General features: G+C 31.4%; 21 protein-coding genes and 1 tRNA gene. 6 read left to right on the top strand and 16 right to left on the bottom strand.

The genetic code is table 11. The annotated features are described in order from the left end of the window. Positions 1–67: 67 nt before the first annotated feature. From ACJDUH_RS05895 to ACJDUH_RS05865, 7 genes are all read right to left on the bottom strand, one after another. Positions 68–892, bottom strand: coding sequence for a Cof-type HAD-IIB family hydrolase (locus ACJDUH_RS05895; protein WP_406764228.1), 825 nt, complete (start codon positions 890–892; stop codon positions 68–70). A 94-nt stretch (positions 893–986) separates the two neighbouring features. Continuing rightward, positions 987–2,003, bottom strand: a complete 1,017-nt coding sequence (locus ACJDUH_RS05890; RefSeq protein WP_406764227.1) for an N-acetylmuramoyl-L-alanine amidase family protein — start codon at positions 2,001–2,003, stop codon at positions 987–989. A 74-nt stretch (positions 2,004–2,077) separates the two neighbouring features. Then, positions 2,078–2,162 (bottom strand) — tRNA-Leu (locus ACJDUH_RS05885). Between the two features lies 1 nt (position 2,163). Continuing rightward, on the bottom strand, positions 2,164–4,185 hold the full coding sequence (locus tag ACJDUH_RS05880) for a transglutaminase-like domain-containing protein (protein ID WP_406764226.1): 2,022 nt from the start codon (positions 4,183–4,185) through the stop codon (positions 2,164–2,166). 251 nt (positions 4,186–4,436) lie between these two features. Then, positions 4,437–5,615: a DUF58 domain-containing protein gene (locus tag ACJDUH_RS05875; protein ID WP_406764225.1), complete on the bottom strand. Its 1,179-nt coding sequence runs from the start codon at positions 5,613–5,615 to the stop codon at positions 4,437–4,439. Between the two features lies 1 nt (position 5,616). Further along, positions 5,617–6,555, bottom strand: coding sequence for an AAA family ATPase (locus tag ACJDUH_RS05870; RefSeq protein WP_479723047.1), 939 nt, complete (start codon positions 6,553–6,555; stop codon positions 5,617–5,619). A 204-nt stretch (positions 6,556–6,759) separates the two neighbouring features. Next, a complete protein-coding gene (locus tag ACJDUH_RS05865) occupies positions 6,760–8,121 on the bottom strand; it encodes a VanW family protein (RefSeq protein ID WP_406764224.1) in 1,362 nt (453 codons plus the stop codon). Positions 8,122–8,338: 217 nt separating this feature from the next. On the opposite strand from ACJDUH_RS05865, the gene ACJDUH_RS05860 reads away from it, so the two are divergent. Continuing rightward, positions 8,339–9,376, top strand: a complete 1,038-nt coding sequence (locus ACJDUH_RS05860; protein WP_406764223.1) for a M42 family metallopeptidase — start codon at positions 8,339–8,341, stop codon at positions 9,374–9,376. Positions 9,377–9,459: 83 nt separating this feature from the next. Here the strand turns inward: ACJDUH_RS05860 and ACJDUH_RS05855 are convergent, their stop codons facing one another. After that, positions 9,460–10,371 (bottom strand): patatin-like phospholipase family protein, encoded by a 912-nt coding sequence (locus ACJDUH_RS05855; protein WP_406764222.1) that lies wholly within the window; start codon positions 10,369–10,371, stop codon positions 9,460–9,462. Positions 10,372–10,644: 273 nt separating this feature from the next. On the opposite strand from ACJDUH_RS05855, the gene zwf reads away from it, so the two are divergent. The 3 genes from zwf to ACJDUH_RS05840 all read left to right on the top strand — a co-directional run bounded on the left by zwf (position 10,645) and on the right by ACJDUH_RS05840 (position 14,232). Further along, positions 10,645–12,129, top strand: a complete 1,485-nt coding sequence (gene zwf, locus ACJDUH_RS05850; protein ID WP_406764221.1) for a glucose-6-phosphate dehydrogenase — start codon at positions 10,645–10,647, stop codon at positions 12,127–12,129. An 82-nt stretch (positions 12,130–12,211) separates the two neighbouring features. Next, entirely contained in the window at positions 12,212–13,999 is a 1,788-nt protein-coding gene (locus tag ACJDUH_RS05845; protein ID WP_406764220.1) for a stage V sporulation protein D, read from the top strand. Positions 14,000–14,013: 14 nt separating this feature from the next. Continuing rightward, entirely contained in the window at positions 14,014–14,232 is a 219-nt protein-coding gene (locus tag ACJDUH_RS05840; protein WP_406764219.1) for a DUF1450 domain-containing protein, read from the top strand. Positions 14,233–14,293: 61 nt separating this feature from the next. On the opposite strand, the gene larE is transcribed toward ACJDUH_RS05840, so the two are convergent. From larE to ACJDUH_RS05815, 5 genes are all read right to left on the bottom strand, one after another. Next, entirely contained in the window at positions 14,294–15,118 is an 825-nt protein-coding gene (gene larE / locus ACJDUH_RS05835; protein WP_406765017.1) for an ATP-dependent sacrificial sulfur transferase LarE, read from the bottom strand. Between the two features lie 161 nt (positions 15,119–15,279). Then, entirely contained in the window at positions 15,280–16,425 is a 1,146-nt protein-coding gene (gene thiI, locus ACJDUH_RS05830) for a tRNA uracil 4-sulfurtransferase ThiI (RefSeq protein ID WP_406764218.1), read from the bottom strand. Then, entirely contained in the window at positions 16,422–17,561 is a 1,140-nt protein-coding gene (locus ACJDUH_RS05825) for a cysteine desulfurase family protein (protein ID WP_406764217.1), read from the bottom strand. The genes thiI and ACJDUH_RS05825 overlap by 4 nt, the downstream gene beginning before the upstream one ends. An 11-nt stretch (positions 17,562–17,572) precedes the next feature. Then, positions 17,573–18,352 (bottom strand): prolipoprotein diacylglyceryl transferase, encoded by a 780-nt coding sequence (gene lgt / locus ACJDUH_RS05820; RefSeq protein ID WP_406764216.1) that lies wholly within the window; start codon positions 18,350–18,352, stop codon positions 17,573–17,575. 357 nt (positions 18,353–18,709) lie between these two features. Continuing rightward, positions 18,710–19,270: a phosphatase PAP2 family protein gene (locus tag ACJDUH_RS05815; RefSeq protein ID WP_406764215.1), complete on the bottom strand. Its 561-nt coding sequence runs from the start codon at positions 19,268–19,270 to the stop codon at positions 18,710–18,712. 403 nt (positions 19,271–19,673) lie between these two features. Between ACJDUH_RS05815 and ACJDUH_RS05810 the strand changes: the two genes are divergently transcribed. Then, the gene (locus ACJDUH_RS05810; RefSeq protein ID WP_406764214.1) at positions 19,674–20,672 is read left to right on the top strand and encodes an alpha/beta hydrolase; all 999 of its coding nucleotides are present in this window, start codon (positions 19,674–19,676) and stop codon (positions 20,670–20,672) included. Between the two features lie 60 nt (positions 20,673–20,732). Here ACJDUH_RS05810 and ACJDUH_RS05805 read toward each other — a convergent pair whose 3' ends face one another. Both ACJDUH_RS05805 and ACJDUH_RS05800 read right to left on the bottom strand, forming a co-directional pair. Further along, complete coding sequence (locus ACJDUH_RS05805) at positions 20,733–21,602, bottom strand: TerC/Alx family metal homeostasis membrane protein (RefSeq protein WP_406765016.1); 870 nt, start codon at positions 21,600–21,602, stop codon at positions 20,733–20,735. 315 nt (positions 21,603–21,917) lie between these two features. Beyond that, the gene (locus ACJDUH_RS05800; protein WP_406764213.1) at positions 21,918–22,784 is read right to left on the bottom strand and encodes an SDR family oxidoreductase; all 867 of its coding nucleotides are present in this window, start codon (positions 22,782–22,784) and stop codon (positions 21,918–21,920) included. Positions 22,785–23,115: 331 nt separating this feature from the next. On the opposite strand from ACJDUH_RS05800, the gene ACJDUH_RS05795 reads away from it, so the two are divergent. Next, entirely contained in the window at positions 23,116–23,280 is a 165-nt protein-coding gene (locus tag ACJDUH_RS05795) for a CDIF630_02480 family spore surface protein (protein ID WP_406764212.1), read from the top strand. 35 nt (positions 23,281–23,315) lie between these two features. Here ACJDUH_RS05795 and nifJ read toward each other — a convergent pair whose 3' ends face one another. Next, positions 23,316–26,840 (bottom strand): pyruvate:ferredoxin (flavodoxin) oxidoreductase, encoded by a 3,525-nt coding sequence (gene nifJ, locus ACJDUH_RS05790; RefSeq protein ID WP_406764211.1) that lies wholly within the window; start codon positions 26,838–26,840, stop codon positions 23,316–23,318. Positions 26,841–26,865: the final 25 nt, after the last annotated feature.

Genomic DNA, 26,865 nt, shown 5'->3' with positions numbered 1-26,865 from the left:
TCAATAAATCCTTAAATCTTCACTATATATATATTATATTATTGTTTAATTCTAGTAAAGATAGCTATTAATTATGTAAAATTAGTTCATCAATAGCTTTTGCCACCCCATCATCATCGTTAGTGGAAGTAACATAATCTGCTGCTTCTTTTACAAATTCTTCTGCATTTCCCATTGCCACACCCGTCCCAGCATATTTAATCATAGACAAGTCATTTTCATTATCCCCTATGCACATTATCTCTTCTTTGTTTATATTATAGAATCCTGCCAAAACTTCTACAGCTCTTCCCTTAGAAACTCCTTTGTTCATTACCTCAAAATTATTCTTATTAGAACTTACAACTTCTAGTTCTCCATTATTTTTGAGCTCTATTTTTGCTGCCTGAATTTTTTCTATATCCTCGTCAATACATATACACTTCAATATTTCATCTTCATATTTATCAAAAATAATATTCCAATCATCTACAATTTGTATATCTATTTGCCTGTCCTTTGGCAGTGTCTTATTCATATTGGCATAGCTTTGTGATGAATATATTATTTTTTCTGTAAAAACAGTATTGGGAGAATTAAAATGTGGGTAAATTTTATACTTCCTAAGAACATTTAAGACCTCTTCACATTTTCTCTTACCAAGTACAGCTTTATATATTATTTCATCTCTGTCCTTTTCACGAATGTAGGATCCATTTGTAGCAATGATAGGAACCTTTATTCCTATTAAATCAGCAAAATATCTAGCTGAAGTGAATATTCTTCCTGTACAAATAGTAACTTTTACACCTTTGTCATGAGCTTTTTTAATAGTATCTAAGTTTTTTTTACTTATCTCACCTCTGGTATTTAAAAGTGTACCATCCATATCCATACATAACAGCTTAATCATCTTTAAATATCTGCCTCCTTCGTTAGTTCATATGTAATATATTATAGCAAAAATATTGCTTCAAAACAAAAACACGGGAATAACCCGTGTTAAATTAGTTATTATTTTTCTGAAAATATTTAATAACTCCCTTAGCTATATTATCTCCATAATTTCTAAGAACATTATCCTGAGTTAATTTATTTCTATCTTCGGTATTACTTATAAATCCACATTCTAAAAGTACACTAGGTATATTGCTATATCTTAATACTGCAAAGTTCTGTCTAAGAATACCTACATTCTTCCAAGAATCGCTTTTCACAAGTTCACTTTGCATAGTTTTTGCAAGTCTAATTCTTTCTTCAGTTTGAAATCCATTAGGATCATAATAATAACTAGAAACACCACAGTATTTACTCTCTTTGTTCTCATTAACATGTACTGATACAAAGATATCAGCTAAAGACGAATTTGTAATATCTCCAATTTCTTTAAGTGGTAATAATTTGTCTTCATCTCTTGTTAAAATTACTTTAATGCCGCTGAATTCAAGCTGATCAGCAGCGTAATTTGCAATCTTTAAATTGATATCCTTCTCATATAAACTGCCATAATTGGCTCCCTTATCAACACCGCCGTGGCCTGGATCAATTACAACACTATGAGTAAAAGGCTTGTCCACTTTTGAAATAAGAATAATAATATTTTTCTTATTGTTCCTATCAATACTTACAAAATTATTATGCTCTAGCTTTTTTTTAATCTTTAGAATGTAACCATCTTTTGTAATGTTATAACCAAGATCCTGGTCTTGTAATTTCTTGTCTCCATTAAGATTTATACTTTCTGCCTCATCCTTTTTTAGGTTGATGTTAATATAATCTTTATTGTCTTCTAAGTTTAATTTTTCAATTTCTCTATCGCAGCTAATAATGTATTTTTTAAAATAACTGCTCTCTGAAATAGAGATATTTCCCTGGTTACCAGCAGCTAATACCATTTTAATGACTTGAGAATTGCTTGTACTATGCATACGGATGTTAATTGCATAAATCAAATTAATACTTATTGCTAAAAAAATAAAACAGCTCAAAGTTAATTTTTTTATACTTTCTAGTTTATTATTCATATCCCACCTTCCAATTATGTTTATTTAAATTAATACCACCGATAAATGCTTATCAGTGGTAATTATTTTTAAATTGGTGCAGAAGATGGGATTTGAACCCACACGTGGTTAAACACTGGCTTCTGAGACCAGCCTGTCTGCCAATTCCAGCACTTCTGCGTTATGTGTTAATATTTTTAATACTCTTATATAATATCATAATTTTGTTTCTAATTAAAGAGATTTTACCTATATAGTAATATTTTTTTATGAAATAAATAAATTTATTTTGTCTTTTTGCTAGATAGCTTTCAATAAACTTAAAAAAATCTTCTCTGTTAAATTCCTGCACACCTATGCCGCCGAAGTATTCGTCATAGGCTAGCTTACATATTTCCTTTAACTTTAATGAAAGTACACTCTCTAATGAATCAATAAACTCCAGATCTGTCAAAGTTTCTGGCTTTTTAATACCTAAAGCTTCAACCCTTTCTAGTGAATATTTATATAGAGGAACTATACTGGGCTTCTTCAATATAGCATGTTTCTTAATTTTAAAGTTAAAAATAAATAGTAAGTTTAATAATATAATTAGTAAAATTGCATAAATAATATACAATATACTTTGGTTTATTCCTTTTTTTGAAGTATTAGCACCAATATCTCCTGCCTCTTCTTTAGCTCCTTTACTTGGAGCCTGTTTTCCGTTATTGGCATTACCGTTTTGTGTAAAAATACTACCTTTGTCAGCCTCTTCTTCCTTGTGAATGTATTCAACAGCATTTGGAACTGCATCAACTGTATACCAGAGTCCTGATGTAGGAGTCTGCATGTAAAGAACTTCAGTCCATGCATGGGCATCTTCATTTTTAACCTCATATAAGCCATTGTTGTCTTTTTCATTTACCATATTAAAGCCTTCCACATATCTAGCTGGAATGCCTGCAATTCTGCACATAATGGTTTCTGCTGTTGCAAAGTAAGTACAGTACCCCTTTTTCTCTGTAAATAAAAAATAATCAAGGAATTCTTGCCCATCTGGTACATTAGAAACCTTTAAACTATATTTATAATTTGATTTTAAGTAGTTATTTATTGCTTGAATCTTTTCATAATTATACTTTTTATCTTTTGTTAGAGAATAAACTAAATCATATATTCTTGAGCTTAGATTATCAGGCAGCTCTAGATACTTCTTATACCAATCATTATAATATAGGGTTCCTACTTCATTTTTATCAGTACTAATACCATAATCATGGATATTTAATCCATAGCCATTTAATTTATAAAAACTAATTTGATAGGGTTTTTTCACAACGCTGCTCGTTACAAAGGTTGGGATATCATCATAGAAGATATTACCTTTCTCTACTACTGCATTATAGGCATATTCAGGCGTAAATAAAGTAGAGCTGTTTAAACCTTCAGGATATATTGTTAAAGACTTACTTTCACCTATAAAGCTCTTAGAAAAATTATCTTGAAACATTGACATGTTCTTATCGCTCTGCAGATAATACTTAACATTACTATTAGACCAATTAAATCCATTATAAAAGTCCTTTACATCACCTTTAAGATAATATGTGCCATCACTTTTAACCCTAAAAGCAAGGTTTTTATCAACTGTTACTGGCCCCCCAAGTTTGTTTCCATTTTTGTTATAACCCGAAAAAGATAAATCATATTTGAGTTTTACTGCCTTACTTGTATCTGCTTCACCATTTTCTACATATTTATTTACGAATTTTCCTTTTATATCTGCACTGTATTTTCCTTTAAAGTTCTGGGGAAGAAAATCAGTAATCCCAGCAATTATAACGCATAAAATGATGGTATATAAAAAAATTCTTTGGCTTTTAATATTTACTTTTACACCTTTTTTGTTTAGCTTTCTAACATTTTTCTTGAAGGAATTAATACAATAGGTGATTAATGTAACCAATATATAATAAAATAAAAATTTTTTAATTTCATCAGTATATCCAAGATACCAAAGTGTAGTTATTATGGCGAAATTAAATATTAATATAGAGTTTAAGAGTCCTTTTGTAGTAAAAAAGATTATTAAAAATATAATCATGGGCAGTATTAAAATAAAAATAGGTTTATAGTATATAAAGCCTGTTGGCATGGCCTGACTAACTAAATCGTTAATATATATAATATTATTAATAATCTGTTCCTCAATTAGCTTCATTACATAGCCGGAATTTAAAAAATAATATATTGCTGCTCCAAATATTATAATTAAAGTAAAGAAAAACTTAAAAATTTTTTTCTTTAAAACGCTGTGACAAAACCAATATACAATAAAGCCTATTAGCATCAAGATACTTACATATAGATAATTAAATTTTTCTATTTTGTAGCAGATTTTAATAAGAGTAAGTATGACTAACATATTCACATATATTAAAAATATGAACATTTTATTCTCTTTAATAAAGCTCATATCTTCACCTTACTTTCCTGTTTATTTATTATGTCTAACAAGCTAAGACATTCAATCTGCGACTTTTTTAATATTTCATTATAAGTAATATCCTTTAAAGAGAAAGTCGAATAAAAAACAGTAATATTATACCCTTTGTCTTTTAATAATAATAAATTGTCTTTTAATTCCCTGTTAACATTTGTAGTAATAATACCAATCCAGCTTAATGCAGGTATTTTATTTATATTAGAATTAATAAACATTGAAAAATCATTTTCACCATCACTTTTTTGGGTTAGGAAAAACTCCATTAACTCATTAAAGTCATTTCTGCTCTTTATTTCAAAAGTTCTAGGCAATTTTGTGTTAATAAATAATTTAGTTTTTATTCCTCTTAATTGCATATGACTTATTACTGAAGCACACAAATCTATTAACTGCTCTTCTTTTATCTCGTCTTCTGAAATTAATATGTTTGATTTACTCATATCAAGAAAAATATTACTTTCTTCCCCAGAAACTAAATCTGGGTTTTTCACATACAACTCACCGTGCTTTGCACTTACTTTCCAATTAACCTTTTTTAAATTGTCACCTATATTATATTTTCTTATTTCTTTTGTACTATATAAGTCTTCAATATTACTTATATTGCTTATAGCATTTTTGAAAATATCACTACCATTTGAAGTAAACTTTGAAATTTCATATACCTTAGGATAGACCTTAATAGGTATATCTAAGTTAATATTTCTTTTTCTCTCAAAAATAGAAAATAAATCACTTACCTTTATACTCATTTCTCCAAAATTATACAGTCCTCTTTTATTAAATTTTACTACGTTTCTAATCCACACACTATCAGCAGGATTTAGTGCCACTGCATCACCATTGTACTTCAAGTTAATTTGTTCTAATGCATTGTTATATAAAAGAACATAAGGTGCAGGTAAGAAACCATAATTATTTATAATAGTGGTAAATTCTTGCTCTTCTCCTGAACTATAGATTTTGTTATTGAATTTCACTTGAATTTTAATATTCTTTTGTTTTATTAAAATATAAATAAAACCAATCAAAAAGGTTAAAAGCAGTCCGTGAAAAATTCCATAGGGTAAATTTCCTCCTTCAACTATTGCAAAAATATAAGAAACAAGTAATAGCAAAATAAACTTAATACTTACCTTAAACATTTTACTTCACCTTTGGAAGGGAAACGGTTTTAATGATGTCCCTAATTACATCCTCACTATCATAGTTATTTGCCCTAGCAAGAGAGGAGACAACTACTCTATGGTTTAAAACCAGGAGCGCATTTTCCCTAATATCCTCTGGAATTACATAATCTCTCCCATTAATTAAAGCACTGGCTTGGGAAATTTTTAATAAGGCTATAGATGCTCTCGTGCTGCAGCCTAATGCAAGATATTTATTATTTCTTGTAGCATCAGCTATATTTGCTATATATTCATTTATGTCATCTTTCACCTTCACATTTCTTGATAAATTCTGAAGCTCAATAATATCCTCTGGTTCTGCAACACTTTGCAGTTCTTCTAGGGGTTCCTTATTTCTATAAATTTTTAAAATTTCAGCCTCATCTTTTTTTTCTGGATAGCCTATACTCACCTTAATCATAAATCTGTCTAATTGTGCTTCGGGAAGTACAAAGGTTCCTTCGCTTTCTATTGGATTTTGTGTTGCAAGAACGAAAAATGGCTTATCTAATAGATATGTATAATTCCCTTCTGAAATTTGTTTCTCTTCCATAACTTCAAGTAATGCCGATTGAGTTTTAGGTGATGTTCTGTTAATCTCATCTGCTAAAACTATGTTTGCAAATATTGGGCCTCGTCTAAATTCAAATTCCATATTTTTTTGATTATATATAGATATACCTGTTATATCTGAAGGTAAAAGATCTGGGGTAAATTGAATTCTGCTGTAGGACAAATTTACTGATTTTGCTAAGGCCTTAACTAAGTTAGTCTTTCCAACTCCTGGAACATCCTCTATTAATATATGACCATTAGCTATAATTCCTTTCATTATATTGTAGATTTCGTACCTTTTACCTATTATAACTTTTTCCATATTATATACAATATTTTTAATTATCTGTTCACTTTCCACTATACTTTCCTCCTTAGTATCAAATTGACATAATAATCAAATTATAACATATTAAAACTTATTTTTACAATAAGTTTCCATTTATAACGTACTCTGTAATAAAATTATTTAAGCCAAACGTTACTAAATTGTAATACAACTAATTATGAGAAAAAAATAGACATGCCACTTTATGCATGTCTATTTTGAGTCATAATATCCTTTTTATCTCTTTTTTGTTCCTCTTCTAATAACTTCATCTACTTTTTTATAAGTTTCATTAGAAATAAGTTCCTGTCCAACTAATTTTCCATTTTCATAAATCTTTTTATATACTCTTACCTTATACCCAATAGATGGAGGTTGATCAAGAACTGTCTCACCTTCATATAAATTAGGATCATCAATATAATTTGTACCAGGCTGAATTATGTCATAAGTTTCACTGACTAAATCATAGGTTCTGTTAGTCAAAGTTTTATCTGAGTATATATTAAATACTAAATTAGTTCCTTGAGCATAGCCTTCAATATATATTGGAAAATTTAATGTGTTCTTAAACTTATAGTCTATATTTCCATAATCAACTGTAGCATCCATGCCAAGACCTATATAATGCGATGGCAAAGTATGATGTGATCTCTCAGTGGCATTAATGTTTGCGCGAATTACTGCGTTATACATAGTAGTTGACACTTGACAAATTCCTCCGCCGAGCCCAGAATCAAGCTTATTTCCTACAATTACAGGTGCTTCTTTGTAGCCCTTTTGAGCAGTTCTCTCACCTACAACACCATTAAAACTAAATGTATCCCCCGGCATTAAGACCTTACCATTTATGCTTTTTGTAGCTAAAATGATATTTGATGCTCTATTAGCTGAAGAACCAGAAAAATTAGTACTAAAACTAGAGATTCTAGTATTTATTTTAGAAAGATTATCTTCAGTTATTGAAGCTTGTACAGTATCTACTTTTGCTTCAATATCTATGTCACCTGTAATATCTCCATTAATTTTATCTAAAATATCTTTTTCTAATTTCTGTGTATCTAATTTTAGTCCACTCTCATCCTTGGTTACGGAGAACTTCCCGCGGCTTACCATAGATATACTAGAATTTATTGGTGATTTATCAATTTTCTTTTGCATGTCTGCAATAAAGTCCTTAACCGGCTTAGGATCATAATTAAACTTAAGTTTATATTGCATTGGTTCATGGCTTTTTATTATTTTATACTTTTGCAAAGTTTTAAGGTCTTTACCATATGAAAAAGCCTCATTAACAGCCTCTTCAATTTCATATTTTGCGTTTAGCTTTGAATAATCAATTGTATATGTATTATTTAGAGCCTTTATATTAATTTTTTTCTTTAAAACAACATCTCCATATTTTTTCTGTAATAAATCTATAGCTTCTGCCTTAGACATGCCTGATAAATCAATATCCTCTATAGCAACATCTGGATATATAGTATTTGAATATTTATTAATTGTATTACTTATATTATAAGCTTGTACAGCTGCTGTAGAAGCACCGATTACTACAACTACAGAAATTATTGTAATAATAATAGATTTTCTTTTCATGCCATCCCTTCTTTCTATGAATTTTATTATACTATAATTTTCAATTATTTAACAGTGCAATTATTTTTTTTGTGTTATTTATAAAATTAAATTAATGTGATATATTAGTTGTGTATTGAAAATTTAATATTTTAAAAAAATTAAAGAAAACACTTTATGAACTTGGCAAATAACGGTAATTATCTCTCACAAAATTTAAATACAAGGAGGATTTCAGATGTACAATGATGAAAATATTAAAAGCTATCTGAAAAGTATTTTAACAATTCCAAGCCCTACTGGTAACACAGAAAAAATAATGGACTATATTATAGACGAATTAAATACTTTAAAAGTTACATATAAAAAGACAGTAAAAGGTGCTGTTATCGTTACTCTTAAAGGTATGGATGATAGCTATCAAAGAACCTTTTCTGCTCATGTGGATACCTTAGGAGCCATGGTTAAATCCATTAAATCTTCAGGCACACTTTCATTAGTTCCAATCGGTGGCTTTATGATGTCTGCTATTGATGGCGAAAATTGTTTAATCGAAACTCTATCTGGAAATACCTATACTGGTTCTATACATACAACAAAGCCTTCTGTTCATATTAGCGGACAAGAAGCCTATGATTTAAAAAGAAGTCCTGAAAATATGGAAGTCATACTTGATGAGAAGGTTTTTACAAAGGAAGATGTTGAAAATTTAGGAATAAATGTGGGCGATTTTATTAGCTTTGATACAAGAACAACTATAACAGAAAAAGGCTTTGTTAAAAGCAGACATTTAGATGACAAGGCAAGTGTAGCTGTACTTCTTTATGCAATAAAATATTTAATAGAAAATAAACTGCAATTACCCTATACCACTAACTTTTTTATTAGCAATTATGAAGAAGTAGGTCATGGCGCTTCTGCTGCTATTCCAATAAACACTAAAGAATTTATTTCAGTTGACATGGGAGCCCCAGGCCTGGATCAAAACTCTTCAGAATATGCTGTATGTATATGTGCCAAGGATTCTTCTGGCCCATACGATTATGCAATTAGGAAGAAACTCATAGAAGCCTGCAAAAATAATAACATTGATTATAAAATTGACATATATCCCAATTATGGATCAGATGCCTCAGCAGTACTTAGAGCCGGCTGGGATACAAAGGCTGCTTTAATAGGACCAGGTGTATTCTCCTCACATGCTTATGAGCGAACACATTTTGATGCTATCTTAAGCACTTTAGATTTGGTTATAAAATATTCATTAGAAAAGTAATTAAGAAGCGGTGCAAAATAAAACTTGCGCCGCTTCTTTAATAATTAAGTAATAACTCATATGGATGCCATTTTTAATTATTATTAACTTCTATATCTTCTAATATATCCATTAAAGTCCCAAGTACTAATAAAATTCTTTGCACTTTCATAGCCTGAAACAAAGAGCTTATTACTCATATCCTTATTTATACTAAATTGTGTTGCACCTACTCCTAAAGTTGGAATATTTATTATTCTTACTGAATCCTTATCCCTAACATAAACATCCTCGTTTTTATTTACCACAGTTTCTATTAAGTCAGTAATATAATTTAAAAAGCCAATTTCTTTAGCTGAATTTTTCTTCATATCTACTAAATTGAAACCGAAGGTCGGCCATCTTGGAATCTTGCTGACATCAAAAATCCATACTGGAAAGTTACTTAAAAGGCCACCATCTACTATAAAACTATATTCTTTTTTATATTTAAGTTTTACAGGCTGAAAAAATAATGGAATACTTATGCTCATTCTAACAGCCTTCCATATTTCAAACTCCATGGGGTCAATATCATATTTTATTAAATCATCAGGTAAAATAACAATTTCTTTTTTACTTATATCAGAAGCTATTATTTTTAGCCTGGAATTTCCATTAACCATTACGTCTTTGAATCTAGTTTTTTTCTTTGTTTCAAAAAGAGAAGCTAACCACCTGCAAATGTATTCTCCCTCATAAATGCCCTTATTTTTAAGTATTGAAATTTCATTTCCGATAAGTGGTATCCTATTAAATCCTTTTTTATCCAAGAGCTTACTGTAATCTAAATCTAGAATAATTCTTTTTAATTCATCCCCAGTATAGCCCACTGCAAGAAGTGCAGCGATAATTGAACCAGCAGAAGTCCCAGCTACTCTAGAGAAGTTATAGCCTCTCTCTTCCAAGCAGCATACGGCCCCAACAAAAGCAATACCTTTTACTCCCCCACCTTCAAAAACTCCATCAATATTCAATAAATTCCTCCCAATGAAGTAATATAATAAATAATATTTGAACATAAATTTATTTATACCAAAACATTTATGAATTGGAGTTTATATTTGTAATAAATTTATTAATAATTATTTGTTTTCGATAATAAATATTATATAATATTATAATATAGTACATGATTTGATTTTCCTGTTTTGGGAATGATAAATACAGATTATATTGTTTAAAGCAGACCCTTAGAAAAGAAAAATTAAACATGCTGATTTTACTTTACTTGAAAGAAGGTAGTATATATGGATTTATCTTGTATTCTGGTTATTTTTGGCGGTACTGGAGATTTAACACATCGAAAACTTTTACCAGCAATATATAACTTAACTCGAAGCAAAAAACTTCCAGACAACTTTGCTATTGTCTCTATTGGTCGCAGAGAAATTGAGAACGAAGCTTATAGAGAAGAAGCCTTAGCTTCTATTAAAAAATTCTCTAGATTTAAAAAAATTGATGAAGATCTGTGGAATAATATTGCAAAAAGACTTCATTATAAAAAGCTTGAATTCCATGACAGTAATGGATACGATGAATTAAATGTCTTTTTAGAAGGCCTGGATAAGGTTTATAATACGAAAGGAAATAGAATTTTTTACTTAGCTGTTTCCCCTGAATACTTCGACACAATAACTATGCAGCTAGATGCACATAGGTTAGTTACAAATAGTAATTCCTGGCAGAGATTAATAATTGAAAAACCTTTCGGTAGAGATTTAGCTTCAGCTAGACGCCTAAATCAAACTATTTCTAAGGTTTTTGGTGAAGGCAATACCTTTAGAATCGATCATTATTTAGGAAAAGAAATGATTCAAAACCTTATGGTTTTAAGATTCGCAAATTCAATTTTTGAACCACTTTGGAATAATAGGTATATTGATAATATACAGATTACTTCCAGCGAAACAGTTGGTGTTGAAAATCGAGGCGGTTATTATGATGAAGCCGGAGCACTAAAGGATATGGTGCAAAATCATATGCTGCAGCTATTAACTCTCACTGCTATGGAGCCTCCAATGAATTTAACCTCTGATTCTATTAGGGATGAAAAGGTTAAAGTTTTACGTTCTTTAGAAGACATAACGTCAGATAAAATTAAAACAAATATTATTAGAGCGCAATATGGTGAAGGTTTTAAAGGAAAAACTAGGCTAAAAGCATATTTATTTGAAGATAGAGTTTCAAAAGTTTCGCAAACTGAAACCTATGTTGCCTTAAAGCTACATGTGGAAAACTTTAGGTGGGCAGGTGTGCCTTTCTATATAAGAACTGGAAAAAGACTTGCTTCCAAATCCACTGAAATAATAGTTCAGTTTAAATCTATTCCAAAAATTTTATATTCGAAAGAACATGAAAATCTAAATTCAAATATGTTAGTTATTAGAGTTCAACCTACTGAAGGTATTTATTTTAAATTTAATACAAAAATGCCAGGAACAGAAAATACTATAATTCCTGTTCAAATGGATTTTTGCCAGAGCTGTCAATTTGAAAGCAACACTCCAGAAGCATATGAAAAATTGCTATTTGAAGTAATGAATGGTGATAATACACTATTTACTAGCTGGGATGAGGTTGAATATTCTTGGAAATTTGTAGATACCATTGCTGACCAATGGAAAGCTGAAAATAATACATTGCCAATTTATAGTGCTGGAAGCTGTGGTCCAATTGAAGCAAATGAGTTATTAAAAAGGGATAATAAATATTGGGTAAATTTACAAAATTAATATTAAAGGCAGATATTCCCATATCTGCCTTTAATCAGTTATAATATATATAAAATAGCTGTTGCAGAAAGAAGGTTATAATTTGACTAAAGGAGAATTAAAACTTACAAAAGCAAAAAGAAAAAGATTAGTTATTTCATATTTAATACTTACTTTGTTATTTTTCGGACTTCTAGGAAGACTTTTATACCTTATGATCTTTGATTCAAAAAAATTAAATACTATTGCAAATTCACAGTGGACGAGCTATCTTAAAATAGATGCTAAAAGAGGAAATATCTTAGATAGAAACAATCATGAATTAGCTGTAAGTGCAGACGTCTATCGAGTTGACCTGGATTTAACAACCTTACGTGAAACTCTAAAAGAAAAAAAATTAAGTACAGAAGCCTTCGCATCAGAACTTGGAGATATATTAAAAATAAAATCAGAAGACATAATATCGGCTATGAATAAAACCGTAAGTAATGGGTTGCCTGCCAGCTGGGCTCCACTTAAAAGGCAAATTGAAAAAAGTGAGGCGGATAAAGTTAAGGCATTAAAAATATTTGGAATTATTGTATCACAGGATACAAAGCGCTTTTATCCTCAAGATGAGTTTCTTTCACATGTGATAGGCAATATTAACGGTCAAGGTAATGGAAATTCTGGTGTGGAACAATCATACAATAAGGAATTAGCTGGTGAACCTGGATACATAACCTTTGAAAAAGACAGTAAAAGCAATCAGCTTTTTTATGCTGACTCTAGATACACAGTACCTAAGGATGGAGAGAGTATTCAATTAACAGTAGATGAAGTAATTCAGCGTTTTACAGAAAAAGCAGCTGAAAAGGCACTAAGTGATAATAAAGCTAAAGGTGTTTCTATAATTATTACAAACCCTAAAAATGGAGAAGTTTTAGCTATGGTTAATAAGCCTGACTATAACTTAAGTAATCCTCAGGCAGGTGCCAAAACTTCTGAAGAGTTAAATATGCTTTGGAAAAATCCTTCAGTAGAAAATGTATTTGAACCAGGCTCCATTTTTAAAGTAATTACTGCAGCAGCTGCAATGGAAAACGGAACAAGCAATGAAAATGATTCCTTTACCTGCAGTGGATCTCTAAAAGTTTCAAATAGAATTATTAATTGTTGGCAAACTAAAGGACATGGCACTGAAAATTTTGTAGACATACTTAAAAATTCCTGCAATGTTGGTTTTATTAAGGTTGGAGAAAAGCTTGGAAAGGATAACTTAAATTCCTTCATTAAAAAATTAGGTTTTGGTCAAAAAACTGGAATTGATTTACCTAGTGAGGCTTCTGGATTAGTTAAGGATGTTAATACTATGAACGAGGTAGATTTAGCCACTATGTCCTTTGGCCAAGGCATTTCTGTAACCCAAATACAATATATGGCTGCTTTTAATGCTATAGCTAATGGAGGAACTTGGATTAAGCCTCATATAATGAGAAACCTTGTTCATTATGACAATAAAGGAAATATTGTTATAGATAAAAAATTTAAGGATTATAGTAAAAGAAAAGTACTTGATACAGGTTTAACCAGCACCTTACGGGGATATATGGAAAAGGTGGTTAGTGAAGGGGTTGGTTCTAAAGCGTATATTAAAGGGCTATCAATTGGTGGAAAGACAGGGACGGCACAGAAAGCAGGTGCAAAGGGAGGCTATGAAGACAATAAATATATGTCCTCCTTTGCAGGATTAGCTCCAGTTTCTGATCCTAAAATAAGCTTAATTGTAACAATTGATGAACCAGATCCATCAAATTATTATGCAGGCCAAGTTGCTGCACCTGTGGCAAAAGACCTTTTTACTGAAATTTTTAACTACATAGCCCTTAATCCAGACGTATTAACCGACTAAGGAGGGAACCTATATTGAAAATAACCTTTTGTATATATAATGAACAGAGAAATGATGTCATACCTTTATTAAAAAGTAAGTGTCCAGAATTAGAAATATCCACTACTAAATGCATATATTGCTGTGGAGAGTGCTCTGAAAAGCCAATAGCTAGAATTAAAGACCAGCTTTTCGTAGCTGACAATGCAGAGAAATTGATAGAAGAAATCAATAAGTTTATTGGAAAGCATTAAAAATGGATAGTCTCATAATTTATATCTTGCAGATACCTTTTATTTTGAGACTATCCTTTATTTAAATTTGTTTATCTTTTTCAGTTAAAACCTCGTTCATACTTCCTGTTCTATATCCAAGCATGTCCAATGTTACATATTTAAAGCCCAGCCTTTGAAGCTCAATGCCTACTTTATCCATTATATTAGCATCAAAGAATTTTTCTCTTTCAGAAGATGCCACCTCTATTCTGGCAATATCACCATGATGCCTTACTCTAATCTGCTTAAAGCCCATATCCATTAGAAACTGTTCTGCTTTTTCTACCATACTTAGTTTTTCAATTGTTATTTCATTTCCATATGGAAATCTTGAAGAAAGACATGCAAAGGAAGGTTTATTCCAGGTTGGAATTCCTAATCTCTTTGAAAGTTCTCTTATGTCCTTTTTCGTAAGCTCTGCAAGTTTAAGAGGGCTAACTACAGAAAGCTCTTTAGCAGCCTTCATTCCAGGTCTAAAGTCTCCAGTATCATCAAAATTAGAACCATCAAGTACATATTTTATTTCATTTTCCTTAGCAACATCCCATACTTTTGTAAATAATTCTTTCTTACAGAAGTAGCACCTATTTACTGGGTTTTTAGCAAAACCTTCTATTTCAAGTTCTTCTGAAACTATAACTATATGTTTTGCACCAAACTGTTCAACAAATTTTCTAGCTTCATTAAATTCTCTCTCAGGATAGGTTGAAGATTTTGCAGTTACAGCAATTACATTATTAGAAAGCACGTCACTCGCAACCTTTAGTAAAAAAGTGCTGTCCACTCCACCTGAATAAGCAATAGCCACGCTACCTAGCTCTTTTAAAATATTTTTAAGTTTATCAAATTTTTGTTCTAAATTCATATTTTCTCCTTTCACTCGAACACTGGGTAGACTGGCTTATGGACTCCTTCCATAGCCTACCCGTAGAAGTCCATTTAGGACTTCGGCTCCGCCAACTGGGTAGTTTAAACTCGCTCGTTCCACTCGCAAACTACCCGTAGAAGTCCATTTAGGACTTCTACCTACATTTCATATATTTCCATATTATTTATTGCATCATCAACAAGCTTTTCAATATCAAGTACTTCTTCAGCTTTTCTCATCTTATCGAGTTCAGGTCTAGTTTTAGGGTGTTTAGGAACAAATATTGTACAGCAATCCTCGTAAGGTAATATTGAAGTTTCATAAGTTCCTATCTGTCTTGAAACCTCCATTATGTCTACCTTATCCATAGCAATTAATGGTCTAAATACGGGTCTATCTGCTAAATCTGTACTCACAACCAGACCTTCCATAGTTTGACTAGCTACCTGCCCTATGCTTTCTCCTGTTGTAACTGAGTTAATATTAAGCTTATCTGCAAGCTTGCAAGCAATTCTCATCATAAATCTTCTCATTATTATTGTAAGCTCATCTTCTCTGCATTTATCTATTATTGACATTTGAATATCTGTAAAAGGAACAACATACAGCTTTGTATTTCCAGTATAATTACTTAAAATTGCTGCTAGCTGTTTAACCTTTTCTTTAGCTCTTTCACTTGTGTATGGGTGACTGTGATAATAAACGCAGCTAAGTTCAACACCTCTTCTAGCCATCATATATCCTGCAACAGGTGAATCTATTCCCCCAGATAGCATAAGCATAGTGCTTCCATTCATACCATAAGGCAGTCCTCCAACAGCCTTAATCTTCTTTGAATAAACATATGCTCTCTGTCTTATTTCTACATTTATAGTGAATTCAGGATTTTTTACCTTTACTTTTAAATCAGGAATACTTTTAAGAATATATGCCCCTACTTCTCTGCTTACATCCATGGAATTAATAGGAAATGTTTTATTTGCCCTATTTGTCTCAACCTTAAAATTCTCAGGCTTCAGCTCTTTTATTTCCTCTAAAGCCTGTCTTTCTATTTCATCCATAGAAGCTTCTATTTCTGTAACGATACAAACTTCGGATATTCCGAAAACTTTTGTAACCTTATCTATTATTTCTTCTAATTCTTCGGAATAAATAAACCATCTTCCTAAGTCTTCCACAAATTCGTAATCAATACACTCTAAAACTTTTTTAATATTATTCTTTAGTTTTTTTTCAAATTTATTTCTATTTAGACCCTTTAAAAATATTTCGGGTGCAGATTTAACTAAAAGTAACTTTCTCATTTGCCAACTCTCCTTAAAAAATTTAAAGACTTCTTAAGTATGTCTATAGTATAATCTATCTCTTCTTTTGTATTTAATTCATTAAAACTGAATCTGATGTTTCCTTTAATTTCTTTATCCGATAATCCAATTGCCTTTAAAACATGACTATCCTTTGTATCCTTAGAATGACAAGCAGATCCCATGGAAACATATATATTTCCTTCCTCTAAAAGATGAAGAAGAACCTCAGCTCTTATTCCTAAAAAGGATACACTAATAACATATGGTGAAAAATCCACACCAATTGGACTGTTAATCTTAATTTTATCTATTTCTTTAAGTCTGTTAATAAAATATTCTTTAAGCATAGATACATTTATGAAGTTTTTATGATTTTCACTATAGATAATTTCTGCTGCTTTTGCAAAGCCTGCCATACCAGCCAAATTTTCCGTTCCAGACCTAAAGTTTTTTTCTTGGCCACCACCAAATATTAAAGGTCGAGGTACTAGTCCTTTTCTTACATAAGCTATTCCAACGCCTCTAGGTCCATGTATCTTGTGTCCGCTAGCTGATAGTAAATCAATTTTTGCCTTTTGAACATCTATTTTAAACTTGCCATAACTTTGAACCGCATCAACGTGAAACTTTATTCGGCTGCTTTTTTCTTTAATGAGTTTACCTATTTCTTCTATATTTTGAACAGTTCCTATTTCATTATTTACATGCATTATACTTACAATTTGTGTATTTTTAGTAATTGCCTTATTAAGATTTTCTAAGTCAATTTTTCCATTGTTATCTACATCAAGATATGTGACTTTAATTCCAGCCCTCTCCAGATCCTTACATATATTTAAAACACTAGGATGTTCAATTTTAGTAGTTATTATTTCATTTCCTTCTTTTATAAAGCCTCTTATTAAAAAGTTATTACTTTCACTTCCTCCAGAAGTAAATGTAATTTCATCCCTAGTGCAATTTAAAGTTTTTGAAACAATATCTTTGCATTCATTCATCTTATTTTCTGCTTTTAGTCCTAATTTATGTGCAGAGGATGGATTACCATAAAAGTTTTCCATTGCATCGACCATAGCCTCTATAACTTCACTGTAAGGTTTAGTTGTAGCACTATTATCAAAATAAGCCTCCATAAAATCACTTCCTATTTTTCAATTTTCTTTTGTTTCTTCTTATAAAAGCTAGCATAACAAAGAAATCCTATCCAAAGTATAACTCCAGTTAAGCTTACCAATTGTGCTACTCTTAATGGCCCAAGCATTAAACTATCGGTTCTTAAGCCCTCTATAAAAAATCTTCCTATAGAGTAGAGCCCGACATAAGCAAAGAACAATAAGCCGTCAGTTTTAACTTTTCTAATAAAATAAATTAATATGATAAACACTAACACATCCCATATAGATTCATATAAAAATGTTGGGTGGTAGTAAGCCCCATCAATAAACATTCCCTTTTGAATAAATAGAGGAAAATGTTTTATAAAGCTTGCGCTTACTTCTCCTCCATGTGCTTCTTGATTGAAAAAGTTCCCCCAGCGTCCTAATGCCTGAGCAATTATGATTGAAGGAGCAGCTGCATCAGCATATTTTAAAAATGGTATTTTCTTTTTCCTTGTATATATGTAGGCTGCTAGTACTGCAAAAATTACTCCTCCATGGATAGCTAGGCCCCCTTGTCTGATATCTATTATTTCAGATGGGTTTTTACCGTAGTAGCCCAAATTAAATAAAACGTAGTAAAGCCTTGCTCCCACTATTGCTGATGGCAGAGCTAAAAGTACTATATCCATCATATTATCATAACTTATTTTCTTAACTTTACAAGTATATGAAGTAAGCAAAATACCGATAATCATTCCTAAAGCTATTAATATTCCATACCACCTAATTGGAAGACCAAACAAATTAAATGCAACTGGATTCATTATTATTCCTCCTTATAGTCGGAAGCACTGAGTAATTAAGATTACTCGCTCCCGCTCGCTAATTACTCGTTAAAGTCCATTTAGGACTTTAACCTCCTTATAGTCGGAAGCACTGAGTAATTAAAGATCACTCGCTCCCGCTCGTAAATTACTCGTTAAAGTCCATTTAGGACTTTGGCTACCCCCACTGGGTAGTTTAAGATCACTCGCTCTCGCTCGCAAACTACCCGTTAAAGTCCATTTAGGACTTTTACCTCCTAACTAAATTTATAAATAGACAAACAGGTCGCCAATATATTTTCTCACATTTAAGCTAAAAAATAAATAACCACAGAAAATTTCTGTGGAAATTAAGAATTATTCTACTTCTAATTTCTTTCTAGTTTCCAAAGTAACAAAGAGCTTGATTATATTATTCCAAAATAACACTCCATAAGTCTGGACCAATCTAAATAATAAGTCTGCATAAATTATTCCAGAAAAAACATCTAAAATTACGTGTTGTTTAATGAAAAGAGTTGAAATTATAATTAGAGCAGAACTTGACCCAATAATAACTAAGTTTGTTTTGTTTCTAGCAGAACTTGTCATTATTGCCTTTATCATTAAAAAGCTACTTAATACATGTATACTGGGAAAACAGTTATATGGTTTATCTGTTCTATAAATAATTTGTATTATTTTAGATAAAATATCATTTCCAACTACATCCGGTCTAGGTACGGTAGTTTGAAAAAAATAAAAGGTTATATAGGAAGCTATCAGTCCTAACAAATAGGAAGTTATGGTTATATAATAAGTTTTCCTATCCTTATAGCATAAATATGCCATAATAATAAATATGAAGGCATACCATGCAACATAAGGCAGAATAAATACCTTTAGAAAAGGAATGTTGTTATCTATACTAGTAACCAAAGTGTGCACACCTCTATTGGAAGTGTTTAATAGAAGATAACATAAATTTAAAGGAATTATTAATAGCATGAGGCTAAGGGATAATGCAAAACTTTTAATTTTTTTAGCACTTATACCCTGGTTTAAAATTATATTTTCCATAACAATATTTTCTCCCACTGAAGGTTTATTAATATTTTCATAATTAATTAGAAATATTATAAGGCTTTTTATACCATATAACAACTCATACTCATATTATTAATGATTTCTTAATAAAATATGTTACAATTTTTTAATTTTTCTTAAATTAATTTACTAAACTAAATTTTAAAATTCATTTATTAAAATTTTACACTTTTCAAAATTGTTATTTAAATGTAAAATTATATTGTTATATTAGTAGTGTCAAGGGTGATGTAAAATGGGTGTGCCAATTCAGATATTTACACTTAAAAATAAATCTGCAAAAAAGAAAAAATTATTACCGAAATTTATTGTATCCACAGTACTTATTTTATTTTTTTGTATTAATTCATATGGTCTCTATGTTGGTAATAAATTTTATAAATGTTTTTTTGAAGCAGATACTCATAAAGGTGCAGACCTTTATAGTCAAAATAAATCCTTCATAGATGAAATTAGATATTCATCAATACATAAAGAAGATGTTTCTGTAGGCTCAAGAAATAATTACAGGCTTTACGGGACCTACTTAGTAAATCCAACTCCCACAAAAAACACAATAATTCTTCTTCATGATTTTTCAGGAAGTCGATATTCCTCACTAAAATATATAGATATGTATTTGGATAAAGGCTTTAATGTACTAATTTATGATAGCAGAAATCATGGTAAAACAGGTGGTTCAAACATAACTTTTGGATTTGCGGAAAAATTTGATTTAGACAGATGGATCACTTGGGTAGCTGCTAAAAATAAAGGTGGAATTATCGGAGTTCATGGAGAGGGTTTAGGGGCCGCTACTGCTCTTTTACAGGCCTCACTTAATGAAACTAGCAAAAGGGTAAGTTTTTATATTGCCGATTCCTCTTATTCAAATTTAGAACAGCTATTTAAACTAAAATTGCAGGAAAACTATAATATTAGAAATCCTTTTATTGTTAAATTTTTATTATTCTATACTGAAAAAGTTAATAAATATAATAATGAATTTACCTTTAAGGAAGCTTCCCCTATAAACTATATTAAAATGATTTCTACACCTGTATTATTTATTCATGGTGAAAATGATACTAATATTCCAAAAGCTATGAGTGAAGCTTTATTTAATTTAAAGCCAGCTTTTAAATCTATATATATTGCTCCAAAGGCTGGATACTTAGAATCATATAAAGCAAATGAAAAAGAATATAAAGAAAAGATTAATAAATTTGTAGATTCTTTAGCATTAAAAAAATAAAGAGGAGATCTAACTTTTTAAATCTCCTCTTTTTTGACTTATTTTTAATACTAATAATGTTTAAAAATTTTCAACCTTTCTTTGACTTTTATTTGGAAATAGAACTGAACATAAAATACTTAAAGCAAGCACTGTGAATATAATGCCAAGAGAAATAGGTAGTGATATCTCTAAATTAAACATAAGCAGCAATAACTTAATACCTGTAAATGAAAGTATTAATGCTACGCCATATTTTACATAGCAGAATAAATTGTTTAGTTTTTGAAGTACAAAATAAAAGCTTCTAAGACCCAAAATAGCAAATATGTTGGAGGTATACACAATAAAAGGATTAGTTGTTATAGAAAATATTGCTGGTATTGAATCTATAGCAAACAAAATATCAGAAAACTCAATTAGGACAAGTATGGCAAATAATGGAGTTGCATAAAGAACCTTATCTATTTTAACAAAGAATTTTTCTCCATGTAAACTATTTGTAATTGGTATAACTTTGCCCAGCACCTTCATTATTTTACTATCTCTATAGTTTTTATCTTCTTCATTTCCAAACATCATTTTATAACCGCTTATAAGAAGAACAATTCCAAATATATAAAGCACAAAGTGGAATCTATTTACTATTGTAACTCCAAGCATAGTAAAGATAAATCTTAATAATATTGCACCAAATATTCCAAAGCTTAATACCCTTTTCTGATAAATTGATGGTATTTTAAAGGCTTCGAAAATTAGCAAAAATAAGAATAGGTTGTCCATACTTAAACTAAGTTCGATTACATATCCCCCTAAAAATTGTAGAGCCTTTTCACTGCCTTGAAACATATAGATACCAAAATTAAATAATAGTGCCATACATATCCAAAATAAAACCATAAACATTGCATTTTTAACTTTCAAATTATCTCCTCCTCTTACATATTTTATGTTATTTATTTAAAAAATAAAACTCTGCAGCAATACATATTTGTACCACTGCAGAGTCTCGCTACTTTTCTATACAAAACCGGGCATTACTGCCGTACTGACGATTTTGTACCTGTTTACAGGAAGCTACTCCCTCTGTATACATTCATTATACTACATATTTTATTATATGGCAATACATTTTGTTATTTTAATTAACTTTTTTCATAGTATATTTTACTATATAGTCTGACAAAAATATTTGTCTACGACCCGGGCCACCCTAACGTACCAAGCGACCCTGGAAGGGTGGCCGTAAAAGGCCATTTAGGCCTTTTACCCATTGATTATTTCTCCGCCGTTTACGTGTATTGTTTCTCCTGTAATGAATGTGGAAGAATCAGATGCTAAAAAGACATAGGCTGGAGCTACCTCAACTGGCTGGCCTGGTCTGCCCATATTTGTATTGCTACCGAATTTTCCTACTTCTTCCGCATTGAAAGAGGATGGTATTAATGGTGTCCATATTGGGCCTGGAGCTACTGCATTAACTCTTATTTTTCTAACAGCTAAGGAAATTGCTAAGGATCGTGTGAAGGTTGCAATTGCTCCTTTTGTTGAAGAATAATCTATTAAAGTTTCATGACCTTTATAGGCTGTAACAGATGAAGTATTTATTATGATGCTTCCTTCTTTCATATGTGGTAAACAAGCCTTTACCATATAGAATATTGAAAAAATATTAGTTTTAAAAGTCTTTTCAAGTTGTTCCTTGGTAATATCTTCGATACTGTTTTGAGCATGTTGTTCTGCTGCATTATTGACTAGGACATCAATTTTTCCGAAGGTATCAATAACTTTTTTTACAGCGTCGAAACAGTTTTTCTCTTCACCAATATCGCAAGGAATTGCAATGCATTTTTTCCCTTTACCTTCAATTATTTTCTTAGTTTCATCTGCATCATTATGTTCATTTAAATAGATAATAGCAATATCCGCACCTTCCAAGGCATAATTTACCGCTACTGCTCTGCCTATTCCACTATCTCCACCAGTTATTACAGCTACCTTATTTAATAGTTTATTGGAAGCTTTATAATCTGTATCTTCAAAAATAGGTCTTGGATTCATAACTGCTTCTATTCCTGGCTGCTTATTTTGGGTTTGAGGACTGATTTTCATTGGAAAACTATTTGCATCCATTTTTATACTCCTCTCTAAAATTAATTTTAAAAATTATCAAATATAGTATTTATTTATTTATATTATTTATTCTACAAAATTTCCTTAATAGTTTTATTTTCTTTGTAAATACTAACTATGGATAAGGAAGGTAATAATTAATAATTATTGCAATCTAAATGGAATGCGAAGGAGGTAAAAGTCCTAAATGGACTTTTACGAGGAATAAGCCCTAAATGGGCTTATACGGGTAGTCTAACCATGAGTAATCGGCAAGCTAGACTACCCAGTGATGCGAGCGGGAGCGAGAGGGCTTAATTGCTCAGTGTTTCCGACTAAAAGGAGGAATAGTATGTCAAATTATTACAAAGAAAAATTCAAAGAAGTGCCAATTGAAAATCATGAAACTGCAGCATGGGCTAATATCGAAAAGACTAAGGAATTATCTAATGTGGCAATTCCAGACGAAATTGGAGTTTTAAATGCCAAAGAATATGTTGATGAAAATGAAAAATAGGCTGTTAATTAAAAAATCCCCATAAAGGGGATTTTTTAATACTGCATTTCTGCAAGTCTCTTGTAATTGTCATATCTTTCTTTGGCATTTTTCTCTGCCTCTGTAAATAGCTTATCTGCTCTTTCAGGGAAGATAGTTTTTAAGGATGCATATCTAATTTCTCCTTCAATAAAATCTTTATAAGGAGCTGATGGTTCCTTTGAATCTAAAGTAAATGGATTCTTACCTTCTTCTTTTAGCATTGGGTTGTATTTATATAAATGCCAATATCCTGAATCCACAGCTTTCTTTTCTTCCTTCATACTACTACCCATACCAACCTTAATACCATGACTTATACAAGGTGCGTAGGCAATTATTATGGACGGTCCATCATATTTTTCCGCTTCAACTATGGTTTTAATGGCATGGTTCATATTAGCTCCCATGGCTATTTGAGCTACATATACATAGCCATAACTCATTGCCATCATACCAAGATCTTTCTTTCTTGTATTTTTCCCAGAAGCTGCAAATTTTGCCACTGCCCCAGTAGGAGAAGACTTAGAAGATTGACCTCCTGTGTTTGAGTATATCTCTGTATCCATTACAAATAGATTTACATTTTCACCAGATGCCAGCACATGGTCTAAGCCGCCATAACCTATATCATAAGCCCAGCCATCTCCTCCAATCATCCAGAAGGACTTTTTAACTAAGTAGTCTTTTCTATCCAATATTTCTTTAGCAATTCTATGTGATGAATATTTTGGATTACTCAGAATTTCAGTTACTTTATGAGAGGTTTCTTTAGAAGTATCGGCATTATTCATACTATCAATCCATTCTCTAAATACTGCTCTTACTTCCTCATTTAAGTCTGACTCAATACCTTCAAGCATTAAATCTTTAATTTTATCTCTTATTTGGTTTGCCCCAAGGTACATACCAAAACCAAACTCTGCATTATCTTCAAAGAGTGAATTTGCCCAAGCAGGACCTTTTCCATCTAAGTTCTTGGTGTATGGAATTGAGGGAGCACTTGCGCCCCAAATGGATGAACATCCTGTTGCATTTGCAATCATCATTCTTTCTCCGAATAATTGAGTAAGCAATCTTATATATGGGGTTTCACCACAACCTGGACAAGCACCGTTAAATTCCAATAAAGGTGTATAAAGCTGACTTCCTTTTAAGGTATTTCTATCTAGTAAGCCTTCCTTTGGCTTTACAGTGATTGCATATTCCCAATTTTTAACCTGAACTGCAGCTTGCTCTTCCATTGGTTTCATAATAAGAGCTTTTCCAGGAGCCGGGCATATATCAGCACAATTTCCACAGCCTGTGCAATCAAGAGTAGAAACTTGAATCCTATAGCCATAGCTTTCAAGCCCTTTACCAGCTGCCTTTTTAGTTTCGAAAGCTTCAGGTGCTTTAGTAATTTCCTCTTCATCTAATACAAATTGTCTGATTGTTGCATGAGGACATACATAAGCACACTGTCCGCATTGTATACATTTATCTATTTGCCATTCTGGAACGTTTACGGCTATGCCGCGTTTCTCATATGCAGCAGTTCCGAGTGGAAATGTTCCATCTTCCATACCCGTAAAAGCACTGACTGGAAGATCATCCCCTTCGTGCCTTGCCATAGGCCAAAGGATATTGTGAATAAACCCTGGAGCGTCCTCTACCTCCTTAGGTTCATCCTTAGCATCAGCCCACTCTTTTGGTACATTTACCTTTCTAATTGCTTCTAAGCCTCTATCAACTGCTGCATAGTTCATTTGAACTATCTTTTCACCCTTTTTCCCATAGCTTTTTACAATGGACTCTTTAAGGTATTTAACTGCATCATCGATAGGTATAACACTGGAAAGTTTAAAAAATGCAATTTGCATAATCATATTAATTCTATTACCAAGGCCTATGTCCTGTGCCATAGAAACAGCATCTACAATATAAAAGTTAATATTATTTTTAGCTAATTGTCTTTTAACCAATGCAGGAAGATGCTTTTCTAAGTCTTCAGGATTCCAGGGACAATTTAATACAAAGGTTCCATTGTTCTTTATGCCTTTCAAAACATCTATATTATATAAGAAGGACTTATTGTGGCATGCTATATAATCAGCATGTGAAACTAAGTATGGTGATCTTATTGGATTTTTACCAAATCTTAAATGTGAAACAGTACTTCCACCAGATTTTTTACTGTCGTAGGAGAAATAAGCCTGGGCATATAAATTTGTATTATCTCCTATTATTTTTATTGCGCTCTTATTAGCTCCAACAGTACCATCAGAACCTAGTCCCCAGAACTTACAGCTAATAGTACCTGGTGCGGTAGTTTCTATAGCTTCAGCTTCTTCAAGAGAAGTATGTGTAACATCATCAACTATTCCTATAGTAAATCTATCTTTAGGCGTTTTGCTGCTTAAATTATTAAATACTGAAACAATTTGTGAAGGTATAGTGTCTTTTGAACCCAATCCATATCTTCCGCCAATAATTAATGGAGAATTTGTTTTATTATAAAAAAGTCTAGTTATATCCAAGTACAAAGGTTCACCTATGGAGCCTGGTTCCTTAGTTCTATCTAATACTGCAATTCTTTTAACTGTCTTTGGAAGCACATCAAAGAAATATTTTTCTGAAAATGGTCTGTAGAGATGAACCTTAATCATTCCCAGCTTATTACCTTTTGCATTAAGATAGTCGATTACTTCACTAATTGTGTCACATACAGATCCCATGGCAACTATTATATTCTCTGCATCCTTGTCTCCGTAATAGACAAAGGGGTGATATTCTCTTCCAGTCAATTTTTTAATTTCCTTCATGTAATTTTCCACTATATCAGGAATAGCTAAATAAAATGGGTTAGAAGCCTCTCTGCCTTGGAAGTATATATCCGGATTTTGAGCAGTTCCTCTTACAACAGGATGTTCTGGATTTAAGGCTCTATTTCTAAAGTCTTTAATGGCTTCATGATCAACTAATTTATAAAGGTCTTCATAATCTATTAATTCAACCTTTTGTATTTCATGTGAAGTTCTAAAACCATCAAAAAAATGTAAAAACGGTACTCTTCCCTTAATTGCGCTTAAATGTGCAATGGATCCAAGGTCAATTACTTCTTGAACGTTTGATGATGCTAAAAGTGCAAAGCCTGTTTGTCTTGTAGCCATAACATCTTGATGGTCCCCAAAAATCGAAAGTGCATGGGCGGCAACAGCACGCGCACTAACATGAAAAACTCCAGGAAGAAGTTCTCCAGCTATTTTATACATATTAGGAATCATTAGAAGTAAACCTTGTGAAGCAGTATATGTAGTTGTTAAAGCTCCTGCTTGTAGCGAGCCATGAACTGCTCCAGCAGCTCCTCCTTCTGATTGTAGTTCAACCACTTTTACAGGCTGATCAAACATATTCTTCTTTCCATGAGCAGCCCATTCATCTGCAGTTTCTGCCATTGGCGTGGATGGAGTGATAGGAAATATTGCAGCTACATCAGTAAAAGCATATGAAACCTGAGCAGCAGCTTGATTTCCATCCATAGTTTTCATAACCTTTTGCATTAAACTAAGCCTCCTCTTATTTTAA

The organism is Candidatus Clostridium radicumherbarum (assembly GCF_045310525.1).
In the GTDB taxonomy this organism is placed as follows: Bacteria; Bacillota; Clostridia; order Clostridiales; family Clostridiaceae; genus Clostridium_AT; species Clostridium_AT radicumherbarum.
This window is presented reverse-complemented; position numbering and strand designations above follow the sequence as displayed.

Bases quoted from the DNA above. Each gene is read 5' to 3' on its own strand.
- ACJDUH_RS05865 (WP_406764224.1), bottom strand. From the start codon at position 8,121: ATGAAAAGAAAATCTATTATTATTACAATAATTTCTGTAGTTGTAGTA.
- ACJDUH_RS05800 (WP_406764213.1), bottom strand. From the start codon at position 22,784: ATGGATGCAAATAGTTTTCCAATGAAAATCAGTCCTCAAACCCAAAAT.
- ACJDUH_RS05880 (WP_406764226.1), bottom strand. From the start codon at position 4,185: ATGAAGCTAATTGAGGAACAGATTATTAATAATATTATATATATTAAC.
- ACJDUH_RS05795 (WP_406764212.1), top strand. From the start codon at position 23,116: ATGTCAAATTATTACAAAGAAAAATTCAAAGAAGTGCCAATTGAAAAT.
- ACJDUH_RS05895 (WP_406764228.1), bottom strand. From the start codon at position 892: ATGATTAAGCTGTTATGTATGGATATGGATGGTACACTTTTAAATACC.
- larE (WP_406765017.1), bottom strand. From the start codon at position 15,118: ATGAATTTAGAACAAAAATTTGATAAACTTAAAAATATTTTAAAAGAG.
- zwf (WP_406764221.1), top strand. From the start codon at position 10,645: ATGGATTTATCTTGTATTCTGGTTATTTTTGGCGGTACTGGAGATTTA.
- ACJDUH_RS05860 (WP_406764223.1), top strand. From the start codon at position 8,339: ATGTACAATGATGAAAATATTAAAAGCTATCTGAAAAGTATTTTAACA.
- ACJDUH_RS05890 (WP_406764227.1), bottom strand. From the start codon at position 2,003: ATGAATAATAAACTAGAAAGTATAAAAAAATTAACTTTGAGCTGTTTT.
- ACJDUH_RS05875 (WP_406764225.1), bottom strand. From the start codon at position 5,615: ATGTTTAAGGTAAGTATTAAGTTTATTTTGCTATTACTTGTTTCTTAT.
- nifJ (WP_406764211.1), bottom strand. From the start codon at position 26,840: ATGCAAAAGGTTATGAAAACTATGGATGGAAATCAAGCTGCTGCTCAG.
- lgt (WP_406764216.1), bottom strand. From the start codon at position 18,352: ATGAATCCAGTTGCATTTAATTTGTTTGGTCTTCCAATTAGGTGGTAT.
- thiI (WP_406764218.1), bottom strand. From the start codon at position 16,425: ATGAGAAAGTTACTTTTAGTTAAATCTGCACCCGAAATATTTTTAAAG.
- ACJDUH_RS05810 (WP_406764214.1), top strand. From the start codon at position 19,674: ATGGGTGTGCCAATTCAGATATTTACACTTAAAAATAAATCTGCAAAA.
- ACJDUH_RS05825 (WP_406764217.1), bottom strand. From the start codon at position 17,561: ATGGAGGCTTATTTTGATAATAGTGCTACAACTAAACCTTACAGTGAA.